Raw genomic sequence first — 20,841 nt, 5'->3', positions numbered from 1 at the left:
GAGAAGGCATTCCATGACCGAGACCGACAAGACGCCCGAGCCCGCAGCGGAAGCCGACGAGACGGTGTCCGCCAAGGAAATCAAGGGGCCGAAGTTCACCGCCGTCCCGATCCTCTCGGTGGTCGTCACCATCTTCGCGGTGATCGCGGTGACCTTCGGGGTGCTGTGGCACAACACATCCGACGACTACACCGCCCTGAAATCGAACCAGTCCGACCGTGATCGGGCCGCCGAGGTGGCCAAGGAATACACCCTGCGCTCGCTGACCTACAACTACAAGGACCTGCCCGCCTTCTTCGACGGCGTGCAACACGGCACCTCGGCTGCGTTGCGCGACAGGTACTCCCAGGTGCACGACACCCTCGCCAAGATCATGACCGACGCCCAGGTGGTGGCCACCGGCGACGTGGTGGGCACCTCGGTGGAGCCCAAGGGCAACAACCAGTACTCGGTGACCGTCTACGCCACCCAGAAGACCCAGAACGTGCAGCAGCCGGATCCGGCGACCGTGCCGAACCTGCTGGTGCTCACCGTCGCCAAGAACGGCGGCGACTGGGTGGTCACCGACTACGGCCCCAAGGACATCGGCGTGAAGGGCGGGACCGCGAAATAGCCTCGCAGCGCAGCAACGAAACAGCCGCGAAGCGGCGCGGCCGCCCGCCGCAGACCGAACTGCCGTCGCGGCGGCGCCGCCAAATCGTCGAGGCCGCGTTCGAGGTCTTCACCGCCAACGGCTACGAGGCCACCGCCATCTCCCAGGTCGCCGCCCGCGCGGGCATCGGCCAGGGCACCGTCTACCGCTACTTCGGCAGCAAACGCGAAATCCTGGACCACGTCATCGATCTCGGCATCGAGAAGGTGACCGACGCCATGGAGTTGCACCTGGTGCTCGGGGCGGCGGCCGATGTCGGCGGGCTGGTGGCGGCGGTGCGGGCCGCGGTCGAGCGGCTCTACGACCTGCTCGAGCGCGAACCGCAGGTGCTGCGGCTGCTGGTGGTGGAGGCGGGGGCCATCGATCCCGAACTGGCGCACCGACTACTGGGCCTGGAGGCGTTGACCGCCTCACTGATCGCGGGGGAACTGACGCGTGGCATGGAGGAAGGTTGGATCCGTCCCGACATCGACCCGGAAGTGCTGGGCCACACCATCCTCACCATGGTCGGCCCGTGGATCATGCGGGAACTGCTGGGCGCCGGCAACCCGGCGATCCGCGACCGCAGCATGAGCGTGGTCTTCGCCCTCATCGACAAGACCCTGCGCCCCCGCCGGTGACCGACCCCCGCAGCCGCACCGAACGCCGCCGCGCCGAATTGATCACCGCCGCCTACGAATTGCTCGTCACCCGCGGCTTCCGCGCCATCGGCGTCGACGACATCGCCACCGCCGCCGGCGTCAGCCACGGCACCTTCTACAACTACTTCACCAGCAAACTCGACATCCTCGACGCCGTCATCGACCACGGCTTCACCCTCATCAGCACCCGTCTCCTCGGCCCAGAGGGCGACGACACCCCCGACACCATCGACGCGTTCTGCGCCCGCTACGCCCGAGTCATCGACCGCTGCTACGACCTGGTCGCCACCGAACCCGGCCTGGTGAACTTCTTCCTCCTGGAGGCTTCTTCGATCGACGACCAGGTCCTCGACCGCTGCATGCACAACGCCCGCGTCTACGGCGCCCAATCGGTCGACAAGATCCGCCGCGGCATGGCCCGCGGCTACCTCGCCCCCGACCTGGACCCCGACATAGCCGGCGAGGTCCTCCTCTCGGTCCTGGTCTCCGCGCTCCTCTCGGCCCTGCGCACCGGCTCCGACGGCCTCACCCAGGACCGCGTCCGCACCCAACTGATCGACTTCCTCCGCGCCGCGCTCGCCCGAGATTCCGGATGAGTGTGGCTATTCGTAGTACTGGACCAGGCAGAATTCATGCCCTTCCGGGTCTGTCATCACGACGACCACGCCCTCGTCGTAGTCGTGCCGCTCGCCGGTGCTGTGCCCGCCGAGCGCGAGCACCTCGGCGATGCCCTGCCCGATCTCGTCCACCGCGATGTCGAGATGCAGCCGCACCTTGCCGTGTTTGGGCTCGGGGACCGGTTGAAAGATCAAGCGCGGCTGCGGATCGGCGGGATCCCCGAGATATACCCAGCCGGGTTCGGACGGCCCGGGCGGGCGGTCCAGCAGCGCGCTCCAGAATTTCGCCATCCGCTGCACGTCGACGCAGTCAACGGTCACTCCGACCCATCGGTTCGTCATACGATCCAGTATCCGAACCCGAGGCGGACCGGTATTCGTTCCGCCGGAACGTGATTCGGCTACTTCTGCAGGGTGAACTGCATCACGTCCAGGTGCCCGGCGCGGAAGTAGTGGGCGCAGCCGGTGAGGTACCCGAGGTAGCGCTGGTAGACCTCCTCCGAGGTCAGCTGGACCGCCTCGGCGTGGTGCGCCTCGAGCGCCTGCGCCCAGAGGTCGAGGGTGCGGGCGTAGTGCGGGCGCAGGGACTGGATCAGCGTGGTGCGGAAACCCGCGGCCTCGGCGTGGGTGGTGACGGTGTCGGGCTGGGGGAGTTGCCCGCCGGGGAAGATCTCGCGCTTCATGAAGATGTGGAACAGGGCGTCCTTGCGGGTTACCGGGATCTCGGCGGCGCGCAGTTCGGCCAGGGTGCGCCCGATGATGGTGTGCAGCAGCATTCGGCCGCGCGCCGGCAGCAGGTGATGGCAGCGGGCGAAGAACTCCGGATAGCGCTGCTTGCGGAAGTGCTCGAACGCGCCGATGCTGACGATGCGGTCGGCGCGGCCGTCGAATTCCTCCCAACCCTGCAGGCGCACTTCGGCTTCGGTGATGCCGAGCTCGCGCAGGCGGCCGCGGACATGATCGAATTGATTGCGGCTCAGGGTCAGTCCGATGACCTGGACGCCGTAGGTGAGCACCGCCCGGATCATGGTCGACCCCCACCCGCAGCCGACGTCGAGCAGGGTCATGCCGGGCTCGAGCCCCAGTTTGCCCAGCGCCAAGTCGATCTTGGCCTGCTGCGCCTCCTCCAGGGTCATGTCGGCGCGCTCGAAGAACGCGCAACTGTAGGTCATGGAGGGGTCGAGGAACAGCGAGTAGAAGTCGTCGGACAGGTCGTAGTGGGATTGCACCTGCCGGTAGAAGGGTGCGAGCTGGGCCATGGCGGAACTCTCCTGGGGCGGGCCGACATCCGCGGACGGGGTCACGGGGGGACACCAGGACATACGAGGCGGAGCGCCCTCCGGTTCTACATCCGGGACACACCGGCAACACGCCGGGTTTTTCACTCCGAGTTTCCGATTCGAGCCCTGCGTAACGGCGGTGGCTGCTTTCCTGATGTGGAGTGCAGCATCGCTTCAGCTAACGCAATCCGCGTCGGAACAAATCGGAGGGTTGGGGACCGGCCATGCACCGCACCGGACACGAAGAGGTCCACTCTGGCAGGCCATGGTTGTGGACGATCATCGTGGGAGCGGTGGTGGTTGGGCTGGCCACCTGGTGGATCAGACCGCAGTCACTGAGCTGCTCGGCCGCCTCACCCACCACAACCGTCATTACGCTTCCCGCCGCCGCGCCGCCGACCTCGGTTACTCCTCAGCAGATTCCGGCCTCGGAGCCGCAGCCGGCCCGCGAGCCGGGCGAGGCGCGCTTCTACGCCTTCAGCGACGGCGTGGCGTGCTCGTTGCCGGATCTGCCGCTGGACGGCTACTACGTCGGTGTCCCGACCGCCCGGTACGACGGTTCCGCCCCCTGTGGCTCCTACGTCGACATCGACGGCCCGCTCGGCAGCGTCCGCGCCGAGGTCGTGGACCGCTGCCCCGGCTGCGGCGCGAATCAATACGATTTGAGCCGTTCGGCTTTCGAGGCCATCGCCAACTCCGCCGACGGCGTCGCCCAGGTTCGCATCAGCCCGGTGCGCGACCCGAACCCCGCCCCCGAGCTGGTCTACCGCGTTCAGCAGAGCTCCTCGCCCAGCTGGATCGGAATCCTGTTCTCCGGCACCGGCAATCCCATCGCGCAAGTCTCCTTGCGGCCGGATTCCGGCGGCGACTACCTGCCGCTGCGGCGCGGATACGACAACTACTGGAGCATTTCCGGCGCGGGCGCGGGGCCGTTCACCGCCGAGGTGACCGACATCTACGGCCACGCCGCCTTCGTCTCCGGTGTCACCGTCAGCCCGGGACAGTTGCGCCACACCGGAGTTCGCCTCTACGAGATCCCGGCCGACCAGCCCACCACCCCGCCGCCGCCCTCGGCCCCGGTGGTCGTCACCACCGTCGTCTCCGCCCCGGCGGGCTGCAAGCCGTAGTCCGCCGCGGCCGCGCCCGTATGGCATCATCAAGTGGAACGTGTTCCATTTCGACCGCCGAGGCGGTGTGCCGGGAGGCCTTCGATGACGAACCCCAGCTTGGACCTGACCAGCCCGAACGCCCAGCCCGGCCGTGGCCGCCGACTCTCGCCGCGCATCTCCCGGCTGACCGAGGTGCCGCAGGGCACGATGGTGGAGCTGCCCGGCCGCGGCACCACCTACGTGGTGGACCTGCCGGGACCGGCCGCGGACTCACCGACCGTGCTGCTGCTGCACGGCATGGCCACCACCGCGATGCTCAACTGGTTCCCGAGCCTGCGCGAACTCAACGAGCGCTACCGGGTCGTGCTGTTCGACCAGCGCTGGCACGGGCACGGAATCCGTTCCGAGCGTTTCGATCTCGATGATCTCGCCGACGATGTGGTGGCGGTCGCCGACGCGGTGGGCGTGGAACGGCCCATCCTGGCGGGCTATTCCATGGGCGGTGTCATCGCGCAGTTGGCCGCGCACCGGCATCCCGACCGGGTGGGCGGCATCGTGCTGGCTGCCACCACCTACCGGTTCCAGGAGACGCGCCGCGAGCGCGCCTTCCATCGCAGCTGGGCCGCCACCGCGACCATGTTCGCCGAATGGTCCTTCCGGCGAGCGGAATTGCGCCGCGACAAGCTGCCGGCCCTGCCGGAATCCTCGTGGCCGGTGGGTCGCATGGATCGCTGGGCCATGACGGAATTGCGTGCTACCAGCGGCTGGGCGCTCGCTCAAGCGCTCGTCGTGCTGGGACGCTTCGATTCGTCGGAGTGGTTGCCGACTCTGAAAGTGCCGACGGCGGTGGTCATCACCACGCGGGATCGGGCCCTGCCCGTCTTCCGTCAGCTGGAGATGGCGAAGGCGATTCCGGGGGCGGAGATCTTCCTCGCCAAGGCCGGTCACGCGGCCTGCGCACTCGAGGCGGACGTCTTTGTCCCGGTGTTCCTCGAGGCCGTTCGATCGGTGGCGGCGCGGCTCTGAGCCGTATCCGATGGGGATCAGCCCTTTTCGCGCGCGGCCTTCAGCATCGCGGTGATCACCTCGGGGATGGCCTCCGCGATGGCGCCGACATCGGGCACCAGTTCCTTGCAGGCGATGAAGCCGAAGTCCAGGTGGCCGTTGTTGGAGATCACCGTGGCGGTCAGGCCCGCGCCGTGGAACACCGGCCCGAACGGATACATCGACGCCACCCGCACCCCCAGGAAGTACATGGGGAAGTCGGGCCCGGGCACGTTCGACACCACCAGGTTGTGCACCACCGGGTGATGCTCGGCCAGTTTGAACGACGAGTACGCCCGCGCGGCCAGTTGGAAGGTGTTGGGCGGCGCGTACTTCGCCCAGTCCTGCAGGAAGTCGGCGCCGATGAGGTTGTGCTCCTCCTTGGCTCCGCGGTTGTCCTCGGCGATGGCGAGCACGCGCGCGACCGGGTCCTCGATGTCGGTGTAGAGCCGCGAGAAGATGGTGGACACCTTGTTGGTGCCCTCCTCGTGGCGCGAGGTCTCGTGCGTGGACACCGGAACCGAGGCCAGCAGCGAGGTTTCGGGCAGTTCGTCGTGCAGTTCGAGGTAGCTGCGCAGGGCCCCGCCGACGACGGCGAGCACCACGTCGTTGACCTTCACCCCGAAGGCGGACTTTATCTCCTTGATATCCGACAGCTCGGTCTGCACGAAGGAGATGGCGCGATGCGGGGTGATTGCCCGATTGAACGGGGTGCGCGGCGCGGTGAAGGGCAGAGCCATGCCGCGGGCTCCGTTGCCGCCGCGCCGACGCTGAACCAGACCGCTCAGGATGCCAACGGTTTTGGGCACCATGCCGACCATGCCGAGCTTGCCCGGGAACTTCAGCAGCGCCTCGCCCGCCAGCTGGAGATCATTGGGTTCGTGCTCGGCCGCAACGGTTTCCGGGGGCGGGGTGTAGGTCACGCCCGGCTGGACATCGCACAGGTGCATCATCATGTTGGTGCCCGTGATGCCGTCCACGATGGCGTGGTGGTACTTCGAGACGACGGCCACCTTGCCGTGCGGCAGGCCCTCGATCACCCACATCTCCCACAGCGGGCGATTGCGGTCCAGCGGACGCCCGGCGATGTCGGCGGCCAGTTCCGCCAGGCCCTTGTCGCCGGCTCCGCTCGGCAGCGCGAGGCGTCTGACGTGGTAGTCGAGGTCGAAGTTCGAATCCCGCACCCACACCGGATGATCGAGGTTGAGCGGGACCGTGTGCAGCCGCCGCGTCATGGCCGGGAGCAGGTGCAGCCGCCGTCCGAGCTCGGCCTTGAAGGCCTCGTGGTCGAACGTGGTGCCGTCGGCGGCCGGATCGAGTATCAGCATTGCGCAGACGTGCAGGAGCTGGGTGTCTGTTTCGAGATAGAGGAAGCTCGCGTCGAGCCCGGTAAGTCGTTCCATACCAACACACTATGAGAACTAGTTCCATTTTGCGCGGCGTTCGCGGTGTGGTTCGAATCCCGTCCGTGGCCGATTCGTTGCCCCAAAATAGCACGTAGATAACAAGTTTCATGATGAAACGGTTGGGTACCAATCAGGTGACTCTCCAGTAGAATTCGTTGCCGTCCCTTTGGTCCGTTCTTACCTTGGGTCACATAGCCCGGTGATCAGTCTCTAGTCAATGACAAGAGTCACCGGTCTTCTCACAACGACGTGAGGTGAGGACAATGGGCGACCGGAAGGTACTGCTGCCTGGAAAATGGCGTACGGCATGGGGTCTCGCGGCGATGGTGACCATCGCGGCGACGGTGTTCATCCCACAGGCGAAGGCCCACGCGGACACATGCGCCGCCGTGGACGTCGTAGTGGCAAGGGGCACAGGCGAACCCGGCTGGCTCGGCAACGAGATCGGCGATCCCCTATACGGCATGCTGCAGGACCGGTTACCCCTGTCGACCGATGCGTACAGCGTGAACTACCCCGCCGACTACAGCTTCAACGTCGGCGCGGGCAGTGCGGACCTGGTGAACCACATGATCTTCCAGGCCGCCGCCTGCCCCGGTCAGCAGTTCGTTCTCGTCGGCTACTCCCAGGGCGCCGCGGTCGTCCACGCGGCCCTCGGCACCGGCGCGGTCAGCTGGTACCCCGGCCGAGTCCAGCTCCCGGACTACCTGACCGGCCGCATCGCCGCCGTCCTCCTCTTCGGCGACCCGGTCCGCGGCCTCGGCTCGAACGTTCCGGGCGAATACCTCTGGCGCACCGGCGACTGGTGCGTCGGCGGCGACCCGGTCTGCGGCGCGGGCACCAACGCCAACGCCCACGTCGCCTACGGCGGCGACCTGGTGGACGCGGTGAACTTCGCCGCCGCCCACCTCTGACCCGGGAGGGGAAAGGGCCCAACCCTCGGGCGGTTTCGGCGGACACATACGAAACCCCAGGGACGGGTCCGGGTACCCGCGGCCGGAGGGGACGTTAGGTGTCAAGGCACTTAGGGTCTCTGTCCCACCCCGGCCGCGGGCACCGAACTCTTTGTCGACCTCACAACCCTAACCAGGACGTCGGTGGTCGGGTCCGGCTGGCAGCCAGTCTGATCTTCTGCCCATACGGCGCAGTAGCTGATTCTGTTGCGATGTGCGGTCGGTGGGATCTTGCGGGGGAGCGGCGAAGAATCGGTGGGTTGTGTCGGGTGCGGTGGGGGTTTCGGGCAGGGTGGCGTAGATCTGTTCGAGGTGGTGGTCGATCCAGGTGAGCAGGGTGGGGTCGAGGGTGTCGTCGATACCGATGGCGCGGGCGAGATCCCAGGTGTGGATGGTCGTGTCGGTTGTTCGTACCGCTAGTGCCTGCTGTCCGGTCACTGGGCCCAAGGGGTAGTCCAGTTCTCGGTGCAGTACGCCGGGGCGGGTGAACGCCGTGGCGCACTGCTGTACGGATCGGACGAAGGCATTCACCGGGTCCGTGCCCAGTGCGTCTACGTCGCGCAGGCGCAGGAACTCCGCGCCGGTGCCGCCCTCGGTTAGGCGCGCGTAGCTGAGATTTCCACGGGTGACGTGGTTGACCAGCTGACGCACGTTCCATTCGGTGCAGGGGGTCGGCCAGGTCCACTGGGCGGGTCGAACCGCTCGCAGGTTTCGTTCGAACTCGTTGCTGGACAGCACGAACCGATCGACGATTCCCTCGAAACAGTTGGTCATGCGGCCCAGCTTGCACTTCAGCGATCGCGAGCACCGGCGGATAACAGACGTCGCGTTCCTGGCGCTCGGTAAGGTGAGGTCTCGTGGAGGCGGATAGCGAGCTCGAGGATTTGCGGTCGGTGCTCTCGTGCGTATTCGAGAAGCTCGGTGCCGAGAGCCTCACCGAGCCCGATCGGGTCGAGTTGGTGGCGCGCGCCGAAGTGGTGCAGGACCAGATCGACGCGATCCAGGATGCCGCGGTGTCAGGCGGGGCGGACGTCGAGAACGAGCACGACTGACGTCGCGATCGAGAGCGCGAGGAAGATCATGGCTCCCAGCATGTTCCGGTCCCCGCTGCGGAGGTGGGCGATGATCGCGCCACCGAAGTAGAGCATCAGCCCGATCGCCGCGGCGATCGCGAAGGGCGGGAACCAGATGCCCCACACGAGACCGACGGTCGCGGCGACCTGGAGGCTCCCGAGCGCGGTGAGCTGGGGTGTCGTCAGGTGGACCGCTTCGGCGAATTCACGGATCCACGTCGGGCGAACGAACTTCATCACCCCGGACTGGAGCATCGCCACGGCGAGCAGGACGGACAGGATCAGAGCTGCGATGTGCATGCCGGCAACGCTAGAAATCCGATAGGTACCCTTTGGTAACCTTCGGATCGTGAGTACCCCCGCAGGAATCATGTTCATGTCCGACTGTCCTGCGCGCACAGCCATCGAAGTCATCGCGAACAAGTGGTCGGTAGTCACCTTGTACGCGCTCCAAGACGGACCCAAGCGACACAGCGAATTGGTCGCCCTGTCCGGCGGCATCTCGCGAAAAGTGCTGACCCAGACCCTCCGCCGCCTTCAGAGCAACGGCCTCATCGACCGACAGGTCTACGCCGAAGCGCCCCCACGAGTGGAATACACCCTGACCCCGCTCGGCCGCACCCTCCAAGAACCGATAGCGATGCTGACCCGATGGGCGCAGGCGCACGGTGAAGAGCTAGTCGACTTCCAGGAATCGGCAACCGCGAACTAGGCGCACCAGGGGCCAGCAGCCTCACAGCTTCGAAGAGTCCAGCGCCGAAGCCTGAAGAACCGAATGCCTCCGAGAATGGGCCTGAACGTGCACTGCGGCAGAGAGTTTGGATGAAATCCGTCAACCGGCCCCGAACAATGCACGAATAGGCCCATCTCGCGTTTATCGGCTCGTCTGCCTTCCGTCCCGGATGCGTGTGTGGCTCGAGGAGGCTGGGTTCGTTGTCGAGGACCAGCGGACTGTGAGGTCGGCGGAGAGTCCGCTCGGTGGGATTATTCTCGGGCGGCGTTAGGTCGGGGCGAATTCTGTGTTGCCCGTCTCCATTCGGGCTTGGTGCCGTAGGGGAGGAATAGGCTCGGGGGAGGAGTTATTCGGCTTCGGGTTCGATGGAGAACCAGATGGAACCTCAGTGGGCGGCAGGGTATTTCCTGGCGAGTGATGCCGATCGGGAGCGGGCGATCGCGGCGTTGAAAGAGAACTTTCAGGCCGGGCGGCTCACGGTCGAGGAGTTGTCGGAGCGGATAGGGCGGGCGCTCAATGCGCGGACCTGCTCGGAGCTCGATCTGATCATGACCGGATTGCCTTGGCAACGGGCCGTTTTCCCGGCGTATCCGGCCGTGCCGCGGTATTCGCCGTACGGGATGACCGCGCCTCGCTCCAAGGGGATGGGGATTACTTCGTTCGTCCTGGGGGTGTTCGGATTCCTGTGCGGGCTGACCGCGGTCCCGGCCGTGATTCTCGGACTGGTCGCACTGACCGATGGGGAGCGGCGGGAGGACAGGGGCTTCGCCATCGCCGGGTTGGCGGTCGGCGTGATGTGGATGACGATCTTCGCGTGGGTGTTCTTCCGCTGAAGCACGATGCGAGGGCGGGGAGCGCTCACCCGAGGGTGATCCGGTAGCGGCGCGCCGGCCCGAGTTCGGTGGTGAGGATTTCCTCGAGCATGCCGCCGTGGCGTTCGATGGTCCTGGCCGAGGCGGCATTGTCGACCGCGCAGACCAGCAGTACCCGGCCGAGTCCGAGGGCGCGGGCGTCGTCGAGGATCCGGCCCAACGCCCAGGTCGCCACGCCGCGTTCGCGAGCCGACGGCCGGATGCCGAAACCGATGTGCCCGATACGGCGCACCAGCTCGTCCGGTCCCTGGCGGAGTGCGATTCCACCGAGCACCGTGTCTCCCTCGACGATCCATCGATACCGGCAAAGTGCTGCGCCGTCCGGATCATCGGTGAGTCGCGCTACCCAGGCCGTGAATCCCGCGGCCGTAGCGACCTCGTCGGTGGGTCGCAGCCCGAAGCCGTCCTCGTGCAGTCCCGGCCCCCACTCGGCGTGGGCCTCGAGCCAGGACGTGTACAGACGTGTGGTGGGCACGATCAGATCGAGCACCCAGCAACCATAGCGAGTAGAGCGAGGCCCGGTGCGGAGGGTTCCACACCGGGCCGAACTCTGTTGCAGCGCAGTCGATTACCAGTGCAGTCCGGGAATCCGGTTGGTGAATCGCGCCGCCGGTGCGGGCAGCCCCATGAGGGGCTGGACGATCGGAGCCAGGGCCAGCAGCGGGCTGCGGGTCTCCGGCTTGTCGGCGTCGCCCGCGATCACCGGCTGCTCGTTGCGGGCGGCCTTGGACTCACCGAACATCCGGAAGCCCTGGTGCAGGATGGCGCGTTTCACCGACGGCATGACCGTATCGACGAACTGGGCGAAGGTGCCGATCGGGGTGTCGATGCGGCTCGGCCGGTGCTCGAGCGCGCGCACCACGATGTCGGCGGCCTGCTCGGTGCTGTGCACCGGGATCGACTTGTACAGGTCGGTCGGGGCGATCATGGCCGTGCGGACCAGCGGCATGCGCACCGAGGTGAACGTGATTCCGGCATCGGCGTTCTCGACCGCGGCGATCTCGCTGAAGTTGTCCAGCGCCGACTTGCTGGCCACATAGGCCGCGAAACGCGGCACCTTGGTCTGCACGGCGATGGAGGAGATGTTCACGAAGTGGCCGAAGCGGCGCTCGCGCATGGACGGCAGCAGCGCCAGGATCAGCCGCACCGCACCGAAGTAGTTGACCGCCATGGTCCGTTCGAAGTCGTGCATGCGGTCGGTGGAGTTGAGCACCGAACGTCGGATCGAGCGGCCCGCGTTGTTGACCACGTAGTCGACGTGGTCGTGGTCGGCCAGCACCTGCTTGACCAGCAGCTCCACCGACTTCTCGTCGGTGATGTCGCACGTGTACGCCTGCGCCGCACCGCTTTCCGCCCGCACCTGGGCGGCCGCGGCCTCCAGATCCTCTTCGGTGCGGGCCACCATGAGCACGGTCGCGCCGCGCTTGGCCACGGCGTGCGCGGTGGCCAGCCCGATGCCGGTGGACGCGCCGGTGATCAGCACGATGCGGCCCTCGAGCCGATCGCCCTCGCTGCGGCGGGCGCGATCGGGGTCGAGGTTGGCGCGCCAGTACTTCCACAGCGTCTCGGCGTAGTCCTCGAACGCCGGCACCTCGATGCCGCGCAGCTGCGCCCGCGTCGACTCCGAGACGAAGGTCGACTCGAAGGAGGTGTGCGGGGCGACCTCGGCCGGAATCCCGAAGCGCTCCAACAGGAAATCGCGCACCGCGGGCACGCCCGGCAGCCCGCCCAGCGCGTTGAGCGCGGTGTGCGAGCCCGGCACCGTGCCGATGGCGTGCGGCGCACCGGCCGCGCGGGCCAGCGCGTTGTAGATCTCGGTGAACGGCTGCGGCTCCGGATTGGTCAGGTGGAAGGTCCGCCCGGCCAGTCCCGGCTTGTTGATCAGCTCGACCATGGCCTCGACCACGTAGTCGACCGGAACGATATTGGTGGAACCCAGATCCGGGATCGGCATGGGCAGCTCCGAGGGCAGCGCCGCCAGCCCCGCGATGGCCGGGAAGAAGTAGTACGGCCCGTCGATCTTGTCCATCTCGCCGGTGCGGGAGTCGCCGACCACGATGGCCGGGCGGTACACCCGCCAGCGCAGGCCATCGGCCTCGCGGACCATCTTCTCGGCCTCGAACTTGGTGCGGTGGTAGGGCGAGTGCAGGCCCTGGCCCAGGTCGAAGTCGTCCTCGAAGAACTTGCCCTTGTGATCGCCCGCGACCGCGACCGACGACACGTGGTGCAGCATCGCGCCGAGCTCGCGCGCCAGGCCGATGACCGACCGGGTACCCGCCACATTGGCGGCGTAGGTGACCTCTTCCGGAGCGGTCATGTCGTAAACCGCGCCCAGGTGGATGACGTGATCGGCGCGCGGCGCCTCGTCGGCCAGCCCCAGTCCCGGTGCGGTGAGGTCGCCGACCAGCGGGAATACGCGGTCGCCGGCGCCCCAGCCGTCGGCCATCTCGCGCAGCTTGGCGACCGACGCCTCACGTGTCAGTGCGTGGACCACGGCCTCCGGGTCGCGCTCCAGCAGCGCGGCGACGACGCGCCGGCCCAGGAATCCGGTTCCGCCCGTGACGATGTAGGAAACCATCGTCCCCTCCTTAAGTACGAACTTGTTGGTATCCAACGGCGTTCGTCCGACATGCGTCGGTGGATGCGGACGGTAAGTGATTGGCCCCCTAGCAGAATGTCGGGCCGAGGTAGGAACACCATCGTGCCTAACTAGTGAGTAACTTTACGGACGCCCGGTTGGCTGTTCAACCTGAACGGTCGTTTCGGCGATGTGGGAATGGTCACCTCGGAGCTATCCGAGTTGATATGTGTAACAAGGGGTTTGGTGTAACCCATGGCCGCACTTGGCAATTCACTGGCTACTGGTCAAATGTCCTGAGCGTGCGCTCACTTGTTTGATCACTGGCCGTTAGCCGGCATATCGGTGATGTCCTTTCTGTCCGAATCGCCCGGCTGAGCGGTAAAGGTGCTGGTGAACGCCCATTCTGCATAGATGTGACGTTAAGGTGTTCCAGTCTTATCGGCCCGTGAGGCGAAAGGAGTCGGTCATTCGCCAGCTCGATCTGCCCAGTACCGGCGTGCGCACCCGGGCCGAATTCGACACCCTGCCGACGGTCCCGCGCGGCTGGGCCTGGGAATTGCGATCCGGCCGATTGGAGCTCAGCCTCATGCCCGTCACGTTCTGGTATTCCCGGATCGTGTTCCAGGTGCTCGACTTCTGGCGCGAGCACGGCTACGAAATCGCGGGCGATCAATACGTGGCCGACAGCGGATTCGCGCGCGGCGAAATCGGGCGGCACAATTTCGTCGCCGACGGCGTGGTCTTCCAGCCCGGCCACCGCCCGGACAAACACAGCACCGTCCACGCCCCGGCCCACCTGTTCGCCGTAGTCGAAGCGGTCTGGCAGCCCGACCAGGTCCGCGAGGCCATCGACAAACTGCGCGTCTACTCGATGCTGGGCATCCCGCACTTCTGGATCGTGCGCGGCGACCACGACAGCGACGACCTCGACGGCTTCGTCAGCATGTACGAACTCGTCGGCGAGGAGTACAAACTCACCGGCAGCCGCCTGGTCTCCGAACTCAGCCCGAACTGACCCCTCGCCGAACGCTTTGGTGCGCTTGGTGATTCGCTACTCGGGCACGCAGCGAACGTCCCCGTCGGGCGCCTGGACGACGACCGTGAACGGCGGGCACCGCCGCAAGTTTCCCCACTCACCCTGAATGCACGAGTCGTACTCGTGCGGATCGCCGGTGGGAACCCGATCCCCGGCCCGGCACGCTACCTCGCTCGGCGCCGCCACCGCCGACCCTGCGCCCATTACGCCCACCGGCACGCTCAACGCCGCACCGGCCAGCACTCCAGCAACCGTCGTTCGAAGTAGATTCATCGTCCCTCCACCTAGTCCTGCCAGGACCGATCGTGGTACGACGGGCAACCCGAGCCCGCCCAGCAAACCCCCTCAATATACCAATTGGTTTACCCCCGAATGAACCGGACGAACGTCACATTCACACCCGCACCCGCATCGAACCGCCAGGCCCCTCGCGCCCGCTGTGAGAACCTCCTCCCGTGGTGGATATTCCGCAGTGCCCCATGCTGTTTCTCGACATCGACGGCCCCCTGATCCCATTCGTCGGCCCAAACCCGCCCCTGACCCGCCTCGATCACGCCCTCGGCCCCCTGCTGACCGCCCTCCGCTGTGAATTGGTGTGGGCGACGACCTGGGCCCAGGAAGCGAATCGATCCGTGAGCCCGCTGCTCGGCTTCCCGGAGCTCGAAGTAATGGAATGGGACGATACCGACCACCACGTCGACAACTGGTTCGGACTCCACTGGAAGACAAGAGGATTGGTCGACCGCGCGGCAGGACGCCCTTTCGTGTGGATCGATGACGAGCTCACCGACCGCGACCGGGAGTGGGTCGCGGCGAACCACGCCGGACCCGCACTCCTGCATTGGATCGATCCGCGAATAGGTCTGCACCGCACAGATTTCGATGAGATCGCCCGCTGGCTCGCCCAGCCTGCGGACTCCTGGACATAGGAGCGGAGATCAGGTCGGAGGGAGATCGAGGGTGTCGAAGGTGTGGGTGCGCCAGATCTGGCGGGAACGTTCCTCGGGGTAAGCGGCGGTGGTCGTGGTCGTGGAGTAGAGGCGTGTCAAGGCGGGCGGAGGGGGTGTAGTGGGGCCAGGAGGGGAGGCCGGTGGTTGCGAAATTCACCCAGTCCGTGCGCATTTGGTGGGAGAGGCGCTCGAAATCCTCGACCGCGGTGGGGCGGGCGGAGGGGTGGTTGCGGATGTCGGTGGGGGTGAGGGTGCCGAAGACGAGGAGGAAATCGAGGCTGTGGGAGGCCGCTTCGTCGCGGTTGAAGGACCAGCGCAGCTCGTAGGTCCACGGGCGGCCGCCACCGGCGTGATGAGCGTCGGCCAGGTGGAGGCAGGGCATGCGGAACAGCCAGTCGGCGTGGAGGAGTTCGTAGAGCTGTGCGGGGGACAGGTCGGGGTAGGCGGCGCGGTAGTCGGTGCCGGCGGACTGCCCGAAGACGGTCACATTGCCGGGCTCCCCACCGAACGCGGCGATATTCTCCCGTACCCATTCCAGGGCGGCTATCTGGTCGAGCAGTCCGCGATTATCGGGCGCCCGCGTGGGCGAGAGCCGGCGGGGCGCGAAAAGGAAGGTGCGGGGTCCTGGCCGGGCTGCTAGCCTCGTGCCGAACCGTGACGTACAGCGAGGAGGTGAGACCCATGTTCCTTACACCGATGTGGGTGCTCCCTCTCGTTGTCACGGACGTGCGTACGATCTGACCGTCGCCGGGAGCCCCTGCCTGACAAGGCATCCCGAAAGGCGACGACCAATGAACACTTCAGATATCACCTCGCGTGCGGGCGAATCCGCCGTGCGGGTCACCCGGGTCGCACTGACCCAATGGCAAGCCGTAGCCGATGACCTGGTGGTCGGGCACGGCGATCTCTCGACCCGGCCCGACGGGCGACTGTTCGTCAGCATCGACGCGTGGGACCGCGACGCGGTCTTCGACCGGATCGCCGAAGCGATCCTCGCCAAGGTCCGGCGGCCGCTGCACACCGTGGTCGACGAGGGCGACACCCACCTGCTGTCCTGTTGGGAGCGTGCGGGTTTCACCGTCGCACGCCGCGAGTGGGAATACCTCGTGCCCACCGACCCGAAGCTCACCGGCCTGCACGCCGTGCGTCCACCCTCCGGCATCACCATCGTGTCCGCCGGTCGTGCGGCGGAACACCCGCTGCGCGAGGTCGACCGTGCGATTCGCGACGAGGTCGGGGCCTCGGTCGGCTGGCAGGAGATGCCCGTCGAAATCCTGGGCGGCGGTGCGGACACCGTCGTGGACCCGTCGAAATACGTGGTAGCGGCGGACTCCCAGCGCTACGTGGGCCTGGCGCGCGTGGTCCGGGTGACCCGGCTGCCCCGCATCGGCCTGATCGCGGTCCGCGCCGATCATCGCCGACGCGGGACAGCGACAGCCATGCTGTCCCATATCCTCGGCGGCCTGCACGAGCGCGGAATCACCACGGCCGCAGCCGAAGTCAAGGAATCCAACACACCCGCCACCGCTCTGTTCGAGGGCGTCGGCGCGCGCCGCGTCAACAGCAACCTGGAACTGGTGCTGCGATGACCACAACGAGCAAGAAAGGCAAGGGAATCGAAGTCGAAGGCACCGTCGTGGACTGCCTCCGCAACGCCACCTTCACCGTCGAACTGCCCAACGGCCACCACGTCCTGGCCCACATCAGCGGCAAGATCCGAAAGAACTACATCAAGATCGTCCCGCAGGACCGGGTACTGGTGGAACTGAGCCCCTACGACCTCACCCGAGGCCGAATCCTGTTCCGGTATCGGACGTAACCGCCCGTGGGCGACCGGCTTTCGCGCCGGTCGCCCCGGCCCCTACTTCAGGCCGTAGGTGTCGGTCGCGTTGGTGCGGTAGAAGAACTCCGCCTCCTGCTCGGTGGCATCGGTGGCGACAACGCGGTCGATGGCGGAGACCAGGTCGGTATAGGTGCCCGCCATGGAGTCCACCGGCATGTTGGAGGCGAACATCAGCCGCCGCCAACCCCACAGCGACACACTGGATTCCAGCCAGTACTCCAGGCTCGGCCAGGTCAAATCACGGCAGATCAGGGCGAAGCCCGACAGCTTGCACAGCCACTGGGTTTCCTTGGCAGCCAAGGAGATCGCATTGTACCAGGCAGACCGGGCCTCGGCGGAATGGCCCTGGGGAAACCCGAGATGCTCGAGGACGACGCGCAGCTGCGGGTAACCGGCCAGGAAGTCGATCCAGTCGAGAATCTCGGCGGGCTTGGCCACCAGATCCAGGACCGCGTCGTGCTCCTGCAGCCAGCCCGCGATCGTCTCTGCCGCAGGCGTATTGGGGGCCAGGCCCTCGAAGACGCGGACACCGCGGAAGCGGTCGGTGCGGGCCTGCTCGTCGAGGTCGGCGATCAGCTCGGCCGCGGGCAGGGCCGGGTCGACCGCGCCGACGATCGCGAACGGGCGGGGATCGGCCTCGGCGATGGCGTCCACCCACCGGGTTTCGGCCAGATAGGCCCGCGGTTCGGTGGTGGCCGACACGTGCACCAGCCCCGACACCTCGATCCCGCCGAGCCCCCGATCGAAGTCCGGCAGCAGGAAATTGCCCGCGATCTCGGGTTTTCCGGCATCGACGAATTTCGCCAGACCCGGATACCAGGTGTGGGCGCTGGTGTCCCACAGGTGCATGTGGGCATCGACGATGGGTGTGGTGGGCATAGTTGGCAACTCCTTATTGCATGGTGATGCCGCCGCTGACGCTGATCAGCTGGCCGGTGACGTAGCTGGCTTCCGGGCTCGCCAGCCATGCGATGAGGGAGGCTACTTCGTCCGGTCGGCCCAAGCGTTTGAGGGGGATGGCTTTCTCGAGGGCGGAGAGGGCGTCGTGGTGATCGGCCATGGCGTGGGCGACCATCCGGCCCGCCAGCGGCCCGGGGCAGACCACGTTGACGGTGACCTGATTCCGGGCCACCTCGCGCGCGAGAGACTTGGCGAAACCGAACAGTCCGGATTTCGATGCGGCGTACACGGTTTCCCCCGAGGCCCCCGCCCGCGCGCCATCCGAGGAAACGAACACGATCCGCGCGGACTCGGCGTCGAGCATGCCCGGCAAGAGCAACTGGGTCAGGCGCATGGGCCCGCGCAGATTCACCTGGAACATGAGATCCCACGCCATGGTGCCGCAATCCACAAACGGTTCCACCACCGCCACCCCGGCACAATGCACCACCGTCGAGACTTTCCCTGAAACAGCCCGAGCAGTCGCTTTTATGCTTTCCTCGCGAGTCAGATCCAATTCCAGCGCAAAGGCTTCCGCCCCCACGTCGGCCGCGCACTCCCGTGCCGCCTCCGCATCGACGTCCGCTACCCAGACAACCCGCCCCGCCTCGGCCAGTCGCCGCACTACCGCCCGCCCGACGTCCCCCGCACCACCGGTCACCAGCGCGCCGCCACCACCCACTGCCTCACCCTGTTCCACTGTCACCGAATCCCTTCGGATTCAATCAATAGTCCTTCGGCGTGAATTGCGCGACACATTGTCCGCTATTCATTTCCCATTAGCCGGTCGATGAGTTCGCGCGCCCCGATCCGTCTACACCGTCATGACGAAGGTTCTGTGGCATACGACCATGTCGTTGGATGGATTCATCGCGCCCGAGGATGACTCCACCGAGTGGATGTTCGGATACGGCCCGGGCGGATCGCTGGGGAGCGAGACGATGAAACGGCTCGGGGCGGTGCTGTCCGGGCGGCGTGGCTACGATCTGGGCAATCGCCCCGATACGGGAGATCGAAAGCTCTACGGCGGCATGTGGTCCGGTCCGGTGTTCGTGTTGACCCATCGCCCCGACGACGCGCCCGACGACCCCGCGGTCACCTTCCTGTCCGACGGAATCGAGGACGCGGTCGCCACCGCGCGGGCCGCGGCCGGTGACCGGGAGGTGGGTGTGCTGGGCGCGAATCTGGCTCGGCAATGTCTCGAGGCCGGACTCGTGGACCAGATCGTGCTGCATGTGGTGCCGGTCTTGCTCGGCGGCGGGGTGCGGCTTTTCGAGGGCGCGGCGGCGGTGCCGTTGCGCAAGGTGCGGTGCGATGACGCTGGGCAGATCACCGATTTGGTGTTCGAGGTGGTGCGTGGTTAACGCCTGAGCCGCCGTACCGGATCTGCGTTACGGTGATCGGCGAGCACGACGTGGTCGGAGGTAGGCAGGCTGTGGGGCGGACACTCGCGCAGGGCCAGGTTTTCGCGGGGTACACCGTGGACCGGCTGCTCGGGGTGGGCGGGATGGGGGAGGTCTATCTCGCCCGGGACCGGGATCTGCCGCGTCCGGTCGCGTTGAAGCTGCTGGCCCCGGGGAAGGCCGATGATCCGGAGGTGCGGGCACGGTTCCTGCGGGAGGCGGATACCGCGGCGCGGCTGTCGCATCCGAACATCGTCGCGGTGTACACGCGGGGCAATGACGAGCATCGGCTGTGGATGGCCATGCAGTATGTCGAGGGCACCGACGTGTCGGCGGTGCTGCGGGACGGGCCGCTCCGCCCGGACCACGCGGTACGGATCATTGGCGAGACCGCGCGGGCGCTGGATTTCGCGCATCGCGCCGGGGTGCTGCACCGGGATGTGAAACCGGCCAACATCCTGCTGGCCTGGGGGCCGGATCAGCGGGTCTATCTGGCGGACTTCGGAATCGCGAAGGCGGTGGACCACACCAGCGCGCTGACCCGGACCGGGGAGATGTACGCCAGCTTCCAGTACGCCGCGCCCGAACAGTTCGAGCTGCGCACCGACACCGACCACCGCGCGGATGTCTACGCGTTGGGCTGCACGCTGTTTCACATGCTCACCGGGCAACTCCCGTACCCGGGCGAGAGCACGGCGCAGCTGGTGGCCGCGCACCTGGCCGGCGAGATTCCGCGGCCGAGCCAGGTGAACCCGGCCGTGCCACCCGCTTTCGATCACGTCATCGAGCGCGCCCTGGCCAAGAACCGGGACCAGCGGTTCGCCAGCTGCGGCGAGCTGGCGGCCACGGCCGCGGAGGCGCTGACGGCCACGACGGGGTCCTCGAGCCCCTGGCACCAGAGTCCCGCACCGGCCCAGCCGCTGAATGCCGGTGCGCCGGGCCTGGATCGGAGCGGGTTCACCGGCGACACCACGCGACCGAGCATCCCGACGCAGTCCGGTGCGCTGCCGACCCAGGTGAATACCCAGCGCCCGCCTCAGCAGTACCCGATCCATCCGGCCAGCGGCCCGCACCCGGTCGACGCGATCCCGACTCAGCCTCCGCAGCCCGCCCCGCCCCGCCGCGGCCGCAAGCGCCTGATCGCGGCCTTCGTCGTGGCGCTCGCCCTGGCCGGCGGCCTCGGCATCGGATTCGGCACCGGCGCAATCCACTTCGGCGCCACGATCGGCGACACCTCGATCGCCCAACCCCCGGTGGCCGGTGACGCCTCCAAGGCCGCCGCCACGAAGGCCGCCTGCGACTACGGCCAGCTGATGAACACCTACGACTACAGCAACGGCGACGCCTGGCAGACCAAGGTCGAGGACGACGCCACCGGAAGCTGGAAGAGCCAGCTGCAAACCCTGCTACCGCCCGTCCGGTTGCTCCTGGAATCCGGTACCCACACCCGCGCCACCGGCGGAAAGTGCACCGTCACCTCCGGCAGCGCCGCCCACTACGAATTGACCGGCGTGTTCGACCTGGTGGACACCGTGAACGGCAAGGACGCCAACCAGCGCACCCAGACGATTCCCATGGCCATGGACTACGTCGGCGGCCGCTGGCTGTGCAGCAAGATGGAGATCCCCGGGCTGGGCAGCTGACCCGGACACCCGGATGATCTTGCAAACAAACCGAATTCGGGGATGAGCAGTTCATTTCTCGTATAG

25 protein-coding genes and 2 pseudogenes are annotated in these 20,841 nt (G+C 67.0%); 16 read left to right on the top strand and 11 right to left on the bottom strand.

The window, feature by feature from the left end:
* The first annotated feature begins 13 nt into the window (after window positions 1-13).
* The 4 genes and pseudogenes from GPX89_RS25315 to GPX89_RS25305 all read left to right on the top strand — a co-directional run bounded on the left by GPX89_RS25315 (window position 14) and on the right by GPX89_RS25305 (window position 1,889).
* The gene (locus tag GPX89_RS25315; RefSeq protein ID WP_157390163.1) at window positions 14-613 is read left to right on the top strand and encodes a hypothetical protein; all 600 of its coding nucleotides are present in this window, start codon (window positions 14-16) and stop codon (window positions 611-613) included.
* Window positions 553-774, top strand: a pseudogene (locus GPX89_RS46270) (hypothetical protein); the annotation flags it as partial. The gene GPX89_RS25315 and the pseudogene GPX89_RS46270, both read left to right, overlap by 61 nt.
* A 96-nt stretch (window positions 775-870) precedes the next feature.
* Complete coding sequence (locus GPX89_RS44790) at window positions 871-1,272, top strand: hypothetical protein (RefSeq protein WP_235947992.1); 402 nt, start codon at window positions 871-873, stop codon at window positions 1,270-1,272.
* Window positions 1,269-1,889, top strand: a complete 621-nt coding sequence (locus GPX89_RS25305; RefSeq protein WP_198347586.1) for a TetR/AcrR family transcriptional regulator — start codon at window positions 1,269-1,271, stop codon at window positions 1,887-1,889. Before GPX89_RS44790 ends, GPX89_RS25305 begins: the two co-directional genes overlap by 4 nt.
* Window positions 1,890-1,895: 6 nt before the next feature.
* On the opposite strand, the gene GPX89_RS25300 is transcribed toward GPX89_RS25305, so the two are convergent.
* Both GPX89_RS25300 and GPX89_RS25295 read right to left on the bottom strand, forming a co-directional pair.
* A complete protein-coding gene (locus GPX89_RS25300) occupies window positions 1,896-2,252 on the bottom strand; it encodes a VOC family protein (RefSeq protein ID WP_157390161.1) in 357 nt (118 codons plus the stop codon).
* Window positions 2,253-2,311: 59 nt separating this feature from the next.
* Window positions 2,312-3,169 (bottom strand): cyclopropane mycolic acid synthase family methyltransferase, encoded by an 858-nt coding sequence (locus tag GPX89_RS25295; protein WP_157390160.1) that lies wholly within the window; start codon window positions 3,167-3,169, stop codon window positions 2,312-2,314.
* A 314-nt stretch (window positions 3,170-3,483) separates the two neighbouring features.
* Here GPX89_RS25295 and GPX89_RS25290 point away from each other — a divergent pair, with 314 nt between their 5' ends.
* Together GPX89_RS25290 and GPX89_RS25285 are read left to right on the top strand one after the other, a co-directional pair.
* Complete coding sequence (locus GPX89_RS25290) at window positions 3,484-4,317, top strand: expansin EXLX1 family cellulose-binding protein (protein ID WP_157390159.1); 834 nt, start codon at window positions 3,484-3,486, stop codon at window positions 4,315-4,317.
* 84 nt (window positions 4,318-4,401) lie between these two features.
* On the top strand, window positions 4,402-5,325 hold the full coding sequence (locus GPX89_RS25285) for an alpha/beta fold hydrolase (RefSeq protein ID WP_157390158.1): 924 nt from the start codon (window positions 4,402-4,404) through the stop codon (window positions 5,323-5,325).
* A gap of 17 nt (window positions 5,326-5,342) precedes the next feature.
* Here the strand turns inward: GPX89_RS25285 and GPX89_RS25280 are convergent, their stop codons facing one another.
* Complete coding sequence (locus GPX89_RS25280; RefSeq protein WP_157390157.1) at window positions 5,343-6,746, bottom strand: WS/DGAT/MGAT family O-acyltransferase; 1,404 nt, start codon at window positions 6,744-6,746, stop codon at window positions 5,343-5,345.
* A gap of 266 nt (window positions 6,747-7,012) precedes the next feature.
* Between GPX89_RS25280 and GPX89_RS25275 the strand changes: the two genes are divergently transcribed.
* Window positions 7,013-7,663: a cutinase family protein gene (locus GPX89_RS25275; RefSeq protein ID WP_157390156.1), complete on the top strand. Its 651-nt coding sequence runs from the start codon at window positions 7,013-7,015 to the stop codon at window positions 7,661-7,663.
* 168 nt (window positions 7,664-7,831) lie between these two features.
* Here the strand turns inward: GPX89_RS25275 and GPX89_RS25270 are convergent, their stop codons facing one another.
* The gene (locus GPX89_RS25270) at window positions 7,832-8,476 is read right to left on the bottom strand and encodes a TIGR03086 family metal-binding protein (protein WP_157390155.1); all 645 of its coding nucleotides are present in this window, start codon (window positions 8,474-8,476) and stop codon (window positions 7,832-7,834) included.
* Window positions 8,477-8,559: 83 nt separating this feature from the next.
* Here GPX89_RS25270 and GPX89_RS25265 point away from each other — a divergent pair, with 83 nt between their 5' ends.
* Window positions 8,560-8,754 carry a hypothetical protein gene (locus tag GPX89_RS25265; protein WP_157390154.1) on the top strand — a complete coding sequence of 65 codons (195 nt, stop codon included), beginning with the start codon at window positions 8,560-8,562 and terminating at the stop codon, window positions 8,752-8,754.
* Here the strand turns inward: GPX89_RS25265 and GPX89_RS25260 are convergent.
* Window positions 8,719-9,075 carry a DoxX family protein gene (locus tag GPX89_RS25260; RefSeq protein WP_157390153.1) on the bottom strand — a complete coding sequence of 119 codons (357 nt, stop codon included), beginning with the start codon at window positions 9,073-9,075 and terminating at the stop codon, window positions 8,719-8,721. The genes GPX89_RS25265 and GPX89_RS25260 overlap by 36 nt on opposite strands.
* Before the next feature lie 49 nt (window positions 9,076-9,124).
* Between GPX89_RS25260 and GPX89_RS25255 the strand changes: the two genes are divergently transcribed.
* Window positions 9,125-9,487: a winged helix-turn-helix transcriptional regulator gene (locus GPX89_RS25255; RefSeq protein WP_328602304.1), complete on the top strand. Its 363-nt coding sequence runs from the start codon at window positions 9,125-9,127 to the stop codon at window positions 9,485-9,487.
* Between the two features lie 398 nt (window positions 9,488-9,885).
* Window positions 9,886-10,341, top strand: a complete 456-nt coding sequence (locus GPX89_RS25250; protein WP_198347585.1) for a DUF1707 and DUF4190 domain-containing protein — start codon at window positions 9,886-9,888, stop codon at window positions 10,339-10,341.
* 25 nt (window positions 10,342-10,366) lie between these two features.
* Here GPX89_RS25250 and GPX89_RS25245 read toward each other — a convergent pair whose 3' ends face one another.
* Window positions 10,367-10,870, bottom strand: coding sequence for a GNAT family N-acetyltransferase (locus GPX89_RS25245; protein WP_328602303.1), 504 nt, complete (start codon window positions 10,868-10,870; stop codon window positions 10,367-10,369).
* A gap of 78 nt (window positions 10,871-10,948) precedes the next feature.
* On the bottom strand, window positions 10,949-12,958 hold the full coding sequence (locus tag GPX89_RS25240) for an SDR family oxidoreductase (RefSeq protein ID WP_157390151.1): 2,010 nt from the start codon (window positions 12,956-12,958) through the stop codon (window positions 10,949-10,951).
* Window positions 12,959-13,406: 448 nt separating this feature from the next.
* On the opposite strand from GPX89_RS25240, the gene GPX89_RS25235 reads away from it, so the two are divergent.
* Entirely contained in the window at window positions 13,407-13,976 is a 570-nt protein-coding gene (locus GPX89_RS25235; protein WP_157390150.1) for a Uma2 family endonuclease, read from the top strand.
* A gap of 36 nt (window positions 13,977-14,012) precedes the next feature.
* Here the strand turns inward: GPX89_RS25235 and GPX89_RS25230 are convergent, their stop codons facing one another.
* Window positions 14,013-14,270 carry a hypothetical protein gene (locus GPX89_RS25230; protein ID WP_157390149.1) on the bottom strand — a complete coding sequence of 86 codons (258 nt, stop codon included), beginning with the start codon at window positions 14,268-14,270 and terminating at the stop codon, window positions 14,013-14,015.
* A 182-nt stretch (window positions 14,271-14,452) separates the two neighbouring features.
* Between GPX89_RS25230 and GPX89_RS25225 the strand changes: the two genes are divergently transcribed.
* Window positions 14,453-14,926 carry an HAD domain-containing protein gene (locus GPX89_RS25225; protein WP_328602302.1) on the top strand — a complete coding sequence of 158 codons (474 nt, stop codon included), beginning with the start codon at window positions 14,453-14,455 and terminating at the stop codon, window positions 14,924-14,926.
* 481 nt (window positions 14,927-15,407) lie between these two features.
* Here GPX89_RS25225 and GPX89_RS43935 read toward each other — a convergent pair.
* A pseudogene (locus GPX89_RS43935) lies at window positions 15,408-15,539 on the bottom strand (carboxylesterase family protein); the annotation flags it as partial.
* A 199-nt stretch (window positions 15,540-15,738) separates the two neighbouring features.
* On the opposite strand from GPX89_RS43935, the gene GPX89_RS25215 reads away from it, so the two are divergent.
* Window positions 15,739-16,536, top strand: coding sequence for a GNAT family N-acetyltransferase (locus GPX89_RS25215; RefSeq protein WP_157390147.1), 798 nt, complete (start codon window positions 15,739-15,741; stop codon window positions 16,534-16,536).
* Window positions 16,533-16,766: a translation initiation factor IF-1 gene (gene infA / locus GPX89_RS25210; protein ID WP_157390146.1), complete on the top strand. Its 234-nt coding sequence runs from the start codon at window positions 16,533-16,535 to the stop codon at window positions 16,764-16,766. The genes GPX89_RS25215 and infA overlap by 4 nt, the downstream gene beginning before the upstream one ends.
* Window positions 16,767-16,808: 42 nt before the next feature.
* Here the strand turns inward: infA and GPX89_RS25205 are convergent, their stop codons facing one another.
* Both GPX89_RS25205 and GPX89_RS25200 read right to left on the bottom strand, forming a co-directional pair.
* On the bottom strand, window positions 16,809-17,669 hold the full coding sequence (locus GPX89_RS25205; RefSeq protein WP_157390145.1) for an amidohydrolase family protein: 861 nt from the start codon (window positions 17,667-17,669) through the stop codon (window positions 16,809-16,811).
* A gap of 13 nt (window positions 17,670-17,682) precedes the next feature.
* Complete coding sequence (locus GPX89_RS25200) at window positions 17,683-18,429, bottom strand: SDR family NAD(P)-dependent oxidoreductase (protein ID WP_198347584.1); 747 nt, start codon at window positions 18,427-18,429, stop codon at window positions 17,683-17,685.
* 124 nt (window positions 18,430-18,553) lie between these two features.
* Between GPX89_RS25200 and GPX89_RS25195 the strand changes: the two genes are divergently transcribed.
* A complete protein-coding gene (locus GPX89_RS25195; protein WP_157390144.1) occupies window positions 18,554-19,093 on the top strand; it encodes a dihydrofolate reductase family protein in 540 nt (179 codons plus the stop codon).
* Between the two features lie 71 nt (window positions 19,094-19,164).
* Window positions 19,165-20,775 carry a serine/threonine-protein kinase gene (locus tag GPX89_RS25190; protein WP_328602301.1) on the top strand — a complete coding sequence of 537 codons (1,611 nt, stop codon included), beginning with the start codon at window positions 19,165-19,167 and terminating at the stop codon, window positions 20,773-20,775.
* The last annotated feature ends 66 nt before the right edge of the window (window positions 20,776-20,841 follow it).

Origin of the sequence: Nocardia terrae, from assembly GCF_009760405.1 — a bacterium.
GTDB lineage: Bacteria > Actinomycetota > Actinomycetes > Mycobacteriales > Mycobacteriaceae > Nocardia > Nocardia terrae.
The sequence above is the reverse complement of the archived record's forward strand: the minus strand, read 5'-3'. Positions and strand labels throughout refer to the sequence as shown.